We start from the raw sequence: 6,785 nt of genomic DNA on the forward strand, positions 1-6,785 counted from the left end.
TCTTTGGCGGTCGCTCTACCAGTTATGAGAAGAAGATGCATGAGATGTACAAGCGTGTTACTGAAACGCTCAGGTAACGTGCACAGGCAATTCGTGCTGATGTTACTATAGGGCTTAAGGTTGATTTCGACGAAATCTCAGGTAAGGGGAACCTGCAATTTATCTAACGGTTATGAAGTATAAAATTTAGAGCCAACAATCATTACAAATACAACCAAGATATGAATACGCAATTGACAATGACTGTCCTCATGACAATATTAACTCTGACCAGCCTCGGACAAAATAATGATCATAAATCTGTACATAGTTCTGCAGATAAGGTTTTTATAAAATCATTGGAAGAAAGGCAAATAGGAAAAGTAAGTATTATATTTCTTTACCCACATTTTACGCTTTAGATGAAACCAATGGAGAAGATTTTTCCATTTATCATTTTCATCCTGTCGACACTACAAATCACACTGGTTTTTCGGGCGGTTTTTATTTTGGTAATCATCCTCGTCAATTTCCAGCTAAAAATGAAAGTTGCAGAACAGAGACGCGGAAAAGTGAAATGTTTGATCAAAATGTTAACTGGACGATTTATAATTGTAATGGAGACTATTCAGTTCAAAGCATAATGGATAGTAAAAGTGGCGAGGGGCGGAATGAATTGCTTCACATTTTTGGCCATGCAAAATCGAATAAAAATCTCGACAATTTACTGTTTATTGTTACTACAATGAAAAAAAAGGATTAATATCAGCAGATACTAAAATTTGTCGTGGGCCGATTGAATTTTTGATGATAACAAATGGACGAATGACTTGAGTACCATGGATAGATTNNGATAAAAGAATATTTGGTCTTAGTCAGGCATATCAGTATCAGATACAGCCTTATTCAACTTCATACGGTATTTTGGGCTTTAATTCAATCATGATGTATCCTGCTTCGAATGTCATGACTAAAGTCGGCGGTGGTACCTGGACAGCTCAGCGAGATGATTTAAGTGAGGGTGATATCGAAGGGTTAAATCAATTCTATGGATTTAAAATTAATGGACCGTCTAGCATTTGTTCTGATGGTATATATACGATAGTAAATCCGGGAACAGTAACCTTGGAAAACGCTGATGGAATAGCAACTTTAACTTCATTAGGTAATAATCAGTGGAAAGTTACAAGAACTGGTAATTATGCCGGTTTTGTAAAACTGAAGACCAAAAATGTGAAAGGTTATTCAGTTGAAAAAGTTATAGATGTAGGTGCAGGCTTTAACATTTCTGGGAGACCTATTGTTAATCCGGGCCAGATTTATACCTATACAGTCGATGCTTCATTGGGGAATGTCAGTTTCTTTGTCGGTGGGGGAACAATATTATCAACGACAGCAAATACTGTGAGAGTCAAAGTACTTAACACGCAAAATGGGGCTTTACCGTATTTTTATATTTCAGCCACTGCTCAAACTGCATGTGGATTATCTACAGTTATTGAGTACCCTACAGTTCAAGAATAGAAATGAATTGTATTTCGTATTATATCAAAGCCTTGAGCGCTCGCTTAAGGCTTTTCTGTACAATCCCTTTGCACACCTTACCTTACATCTAATATATATATAGAATTTTTGGATTGGTGGATAAATTTAACTCAAACCATCTAAGAGCTCAAAAGTAATCTCTCCAGTATGATGCTCCCTTAATTGGTCGATTAACGGAATACATGACGCATCATAAGCAATATGTGTTAGGTTTTTAAAAGTTAATATTTCAATTAAAAGATTGGGAATATCAATAATATGAGCATTTTTAAGAACCAGTGTTTTTAGGTTTTGTATTCTGAGGTTAGTCAAACCGATTAAATCAAAATGATCCAAATATAAAAAACTCAAATTTTCAAGGTCATTTATCCATAACGGGATCTCATAGGGACTATTTTCTTTTACCCTTCTACTACTGTAATCGCCTGTTAAAAATAGTTTTTCAAGTTGATAAAGGCTTTTTACATGTTCATTTGGCAAGGTATTTCTGTCAAACATCGTTGTCGTATATAAGGCAAAGGGGACATTGCTAATTCCTAATAAGACCGTATCTCCTTGAAAAAATAGTACTGATCCATTTTTTTCATCACCCCAATTAATATGAAGCATACCGCTTCCCTTAATAATGCTTTTTCCTTCATTGTTATCTTTTTTCATAATGACTAAATATGAGATCTTACAACCGCCAGGTAACAGTTTAATTTCTACTGCAATGCAACTATAAATTCAGGTTTCAATTCAGGCCCGTTCCAAAACGTAAATCCAAGGTTGCCGAGTATGCAATCCGATAATTCAGCTTTGACGATATCTTTCGAAACTAACCACTTTAAAATATCATTTACAACAACTTCATCAAAAACATACCTGGACACTTTAGGCACAAGCGAAATAGTATAGTCATTCATAGACTAAAAATAAAGAATAATTCGAACAATGTTCTAACGGTTTCATACAAATTTTTCTCTAAACACCTGAATAAGTTACTTATGGTTTCCCGTAACCAGTCCTACTTTCAAACCCATGCCTTAGCCTAACAATCTTTAATAATCTTGAAAGTTAATATNNATAAATAATGTATATTAGGCTTAAGTATCAACCTTGCCCGATTGAAAGGTTGCATGCCATGATAGTAACCATGACCAATTCCAACCTTCCAATAGCGGCCAATGTTGTCATCGGTACCACTGTCTTTAGCGATATAGGAAAGAGCTATGTAGAGTTCTTTGGCGGTCGCCTATTCGTGTAATTTACTATAAGTCGATAATTTCTTAAGTGTGTTATGTGATAGATATGTAAATAATAGTAGTTATGGGGGATTTTAATTAATTCAGACAATTTTTTGTTTACTACACATTTGTGTAAATTTCAAAAAACCATATTATAGATGTGATTTTTATAAATATATTCGATATTATATTAAATATAAATTATGAAAAAAAGTATTTTAAAGATGATGCTACTAGGTGGTGTTATCTTTGGAGCGAGCCAAGTTCAAGCATCAACCATTGCTGAAGAAGTTCCGGTTGCACAAATGGAAGCGATGGTTGAACAGGACAGTCCTGTCCCATGTCTTTTAGGCGTCGTAATTCGCGGCGAACAGATGCAAGGACATTACCCAGATGATGTTCTTGACCGTATCTTAGAAATTGAAATGCAAAAATGTTTTGAAGGTACTCACTCTACACAACAATAAAATTCATAGTCTAAGAACTATGTTGGTTATTTAAATAATAAATATGGTTGGGTATTTGCTCAACCATATTCAAAATTTAAAAAATGAAACTAAAACACATCTTTCTTCTTTTTATATTGATCTTCATTATGAAGGTCAAGTCCAACGCACAGGAAGTTGCCGGCCATGCTCATTATGCTGTATTAAGGAGTACTGATAGTATTAATAATGGCCCTGAAGGTCTATGGGTGCTGAACGCATATCCCTTTGTTCCAAAGATGGCTGCAATGATGCGTTTTAAGCTGGAATTTACAACCACAAAATCTATGTTTAACCGGGTAAAGACCATTGAACTTGAAAAAGTTTCGAATGAAGATATTAAAATAACCGAAGGGTTAGTCGGTTATAAAGATACGAGCTGGCATGATGCTTCGTATTTTTACAGTTTTGATAGGGATATTAGAAAAGGTATGGACAAAAAAGGACTTATATTGAAGACCCATAACAATTTTGACTGGAAAATCAGTGAGGAAACGAAAAAAATAGGTGAGTTTACGTGCTATAAAGCAAAAGGAGATAAAGTAATAAGCTATAGGGAGGGCGGCGAATACAAAATTAGAAAAACACCTGTTATTGCCTGGTTCTGTCCCGAAATTCCTATACCCTTTGGCCCTGTCTTCGCACGTGACCTACCAGGTTTGATATTTGAGTTTCAATATGACGGTATTGTCTACGGACTAACTGACATTAACTTAACAGGAAAGGCTGACATTGCTCCATTGCCAGATAAAGAAATCCTGACAAAAGAACAATGGCGGGAAAGGTTATATAAACTAGCCAAAGAATTAAATGTTCCTTATCAATAGCTTGTGACGTTAAGATTTATACTATTATTTATTCTCTTATTTGTTCTTCCCCCTAGTTTACCGGCGCAACAAAGCTTGCTAATTAAAGGTCTTGTTGTTGACGAGAGTGACAAACCGTTGGAGAACGCAAGTATCGTGATCAAGCGTATTCCTTCTTCCGGAAGTGCTCCCTTATTTCAGAAAAGTGATCAGCAGGGCCATTTTCAGTTTGAATTTCCGAACGTAGGAAAAATTGAGCTCACAATCTCCAGATTAGGCTATCAAAAAGTTGTTGATACCTTAGATAATCAGTCAGCAGAACGGAAAATCAAATACAAATTATTAAAATCTGTCCAGAAACTTGATGAAGTAAAGATTGACTACCGATACCGCGCGGTGGAAATTGCCAAAGATACCATCCGTTTTTCTGCCGATTACTTCAGGGACAGTACCGACCGAAAATTACAGGATCTTATTGAAAAGATGCCTGGCTTTTCCATCGAAGATGGAAAAGTGCGTTTTCAGGGAAAGCAGGTCAATGTAACCTTAGTGGAAAATGAACGCTTTTTTGGTGGCGGCAGTAAGCTCGCTATCGAGAATATTCCCGCTAATGCAGTAGACAAGGTTGAGATGATCAGTAGATTTTCCCAAAACGACCTGCTGAGAAACGTCCAGGTAAATGATCAGCTCGCCATGAACGTCAAACTGAAAGAGAATAAGAAGAATTTCATCTTTGGAGATCTTGAATCTTCATTGGGAAGCGAAAAATCTTACAAGGAACACGCCGCCCTATTTTATTACTCACCGGCAAAAACCATGTCTTTTATTGGGGATATCAACAATATCGGTACTTCACCGGTCTCCAAAGAAGATATTGATCGGGTTCAGGGTGCCGAGCTACAGTACTTTTCTAATTCAATTAATAAGAATACACTGGCTGGATACAATCGTGACAATCGAAATGTGATAAGGAACATCAATAAATTCGCCGCATTCAACGGCTTTCAAAAGGTCCTAAAGAAGAGATTGAGCGTAAATCTCTATGGTGTGTATGCCGAGAACAGGTTGGGTACCATGTTAGATGGCACTAATCATTATTCTTTTCCTGATCTTCGATATACAGAACAAACCAGTATGCGTTCTTCGCAGGTAAATAGACAGGCCTCTTTAAATATTTCGAGCAGCTTTAAGCCCAGTCCATATTTTAGCTTGGATTATAACCTGGGTACATTCTGGACAATGCCCAAGCAGCAGGTGCATACTAACAATGTCATTGACAGATTTGGAGTAGACAACAATAGTATACAAATCCAGGATGGACATTCTGTTGTTTTAAAGCAATACCTGGAAGGTAGCTGGAAGCATTCTTTGCGAAGTTACAGCTCATTTGCTTTCCAGCATCAGTACACTTCTGAGAACGATAATTTTTCCCTTTCCTCGGACAGCCTTTTCCTTCGCGGCTTTATACGTTTTGATTCTATGGCGAACTATAGTATAAGGAGACCTTTGGAGCGCAAGGTGAATCTTTTAAATGGATCTTATAAATACTATTGGGTAATCAATCAAAACCAGCAGCTTCATCTGGAAGTGAACTCGCAAAATGAATTATTACGGCAGAATGGGCAGTCAGCGGGACCACAGGATACAACCGGTACGCATTTGTTTGACCACGAGCAATATTATCGAAACAGCAGCAATTATTTGGGCGGGAGCTACCGGCTGGACTTCGATAAGTTAAAAATACTATTTTCCTTAAAGCAGTACTACTTATACTTAATCAACCAGACTCCAGCAAACGATGATCGTCATGGGCAATGGTTTCTACAGCCGGAGGTGGATTTAAAATATGGAAAAAGTGCATTGGATGGATTTCGTCTTAACTACAGAAGGGGTTATACTTTTGCGGCAGCAATGGACCTCAATCCGTCTTATTGGATCACAGGTTACAATAGTTTGTCCCGGGGAAATATCCTGCTGGAGGGACAGACATTCCATAAACTTGCTTTTACCTATAACAATTTTAGACTTACAGACTTTCGGGTAATCCATTTTAACAGTGCATTGACTTTGAAAGATAAGATCAAAGGGAACAGCCTTTTGACTTCTTCCTACGAGCAGTTGAAGACAGTGCAGCTGTTTGATCGACCTGATTTCAATTTCACCAATATCGGGGGGTATAGCATAAGATACGGCAGGTTTGAACCGGGTGTATATCTGTCCTATATCCATATGAGGTTAGCACAAGGTATCGATAACAACGAGATTTATCTACGGCAGAATACGGTTTCGACAGACCTTTCCTTAAGATGGTTCATACCAAAGCTGGCAGATGTGAAAGTAGCCTGGACAAGAACAGATAGCTGGCAGAAGAGTTTGGGGGATAGTCAAAAGGTCGCGCTCAATAAATGGAGCATTACCGGGAAATATCAGCTGAAGAATCTTGTATTTAAAACAGACTGGAGTCTCTTGAAAACAGGGCTGGGTGATAGCAGTGCTGATCCAACTACTATAAATGGAAATTTTGAATTGCGTTACCAGAAAGTAAAATCTCCATTCAGTTTTTATATTCAAGGGCTAAATGTGTTAAAAAACGCAAGCTACCGCACTGCGGTACTGACAGAGTATATCAGTTCCGAAAAAATTATCTATACGATGCCCCGTATTTTTTTATTGGGTTTATCATATAGCCTATAATATCTTACGATTTCCTGCAACCAATCCTACTTTCAAACCAATATCTTAGC

7 protein-coding genes are annotated in these 6,785 nt (G+C 37.3%); 5 read left to right on the plus strand and 2 right to left on the minus strand.

All coding sequences use genetic code 11. The annotated features are described in order from the left end of the window. Positions 1-921: 921 nt before the first annotated feature. On the plus strand, positions 922-1,503 hold the full coding sequence (locus B2O97_RS02785) for a hypothetical protein (RefSeq protein ID WP_286766918.1): 582 nt from the start codon (positions 922-924) through the stop codon (positions 1,501-1,503). A 126-nt stretch (positions 1,504-1,629) separates the two neighbouring features. Here the strand turns inward: B2O97_RS02785 and B2O97_RS02790 are convergent, their stop codons facing one another. Both B2O97_RS02790 and B2O97_RS02795 read right to left on the minus strand, forming a co-directional pair. Continuing rightward, positions 1,630-2,181 carry a hypothetical protein gene (locus B2O97_RS02790; RefSeq protein ID WP_070564598.1) on the minus strand — a complete coding sequence of 184 codons (552 nt, stop codon included), beginning with the start codon at positions 2,179-2,181 and terminating at the stop codon, positions 1,630-1,632. Between the two features lie 47 nt (positions 2,182-2,228). Further along, positions 2,229-2,429: a hypothetical protein gene (locus B2O97_RS02795; protein ID WP_070564605.1), complete on the minus strand. Its 201-nt coding sequence runs from the start codon at positions 2,427-2,429 to the stop codon at positions 2,229-2,231. A 218-nt stretch (positions 2,430-2,647) separates the two neighbouring features. Between B2O97_RS02795 and B2O97_RS02800 the strand changes: the two genes are divergently transcribed. The 4 genes from B2O97_RS02800 to B2O97_RS02815 all read left to right on the plus strand — a co-directional run bounded on the left by B2O97_RS02800 (position 2,648) and on the right by B2O97_RS02815 (position 6,735). After that, positions 2,648-2,770, plus strand: a complete 123-nt coding sequence (locus B2O97_RS02800) for a hypothetical protein (protein ID WP_262511806.1) — start codon at positions 2,648-2,650, stop codon at positions 2,768-2,770. A gap of 183 nt (positions 2,771-2,953) precedes the next feature. Then, positions 2,954-3,217 carry a hypothetical protein gene (locus B2O97_RS02805; RefSeq protein ID WP_070564608.1) on the plus strand — a complete coding sequence of 88 codons (264 nt, stop codon included), beginning with the start codon at positions 2,954-2,956 and terminating at the stop codon, positions 3,215-3,217. 83 nt (positions 3,218-3,300) lie between these two features. Continuing rightward, positions 3,301-4,062 (plus strand): GLPGLI family protein, encoded by a 762-nt coding sequence (locus B2O97_RS02810; protein ID WP_070564610.1) that lies wholly within the window; start codon positions 3,301-3,303, stop codon positions 4,060-4,062. 3 nt (positions 4,063-4,065) lie between these two features. Then, a complete protein-coding gene (locus tag B2O97_RS02815; RefSeq protein WP_286766919.1) occupies positions 4,066-6,735 on the plus strand; it encodes a carboxypeptidase-like regulatory domain-containing protein in 2,670 nt (889 codons plus the stop codon). Positions 6,736-6,785: the final 50 nt, after the last annotated feature.

It is taken from the genome of Sphingobacterium sp. UBA865 (genome assembly GCF_002295765.1).
Taxonomy (GTDB): domain Bacteria; phylum Bacteroidota; class Bacteroidia; order Sphingobacteriales; family Sphingobacteriaceae; genus Sphingobacterium; species Sphingobacterium multivorum.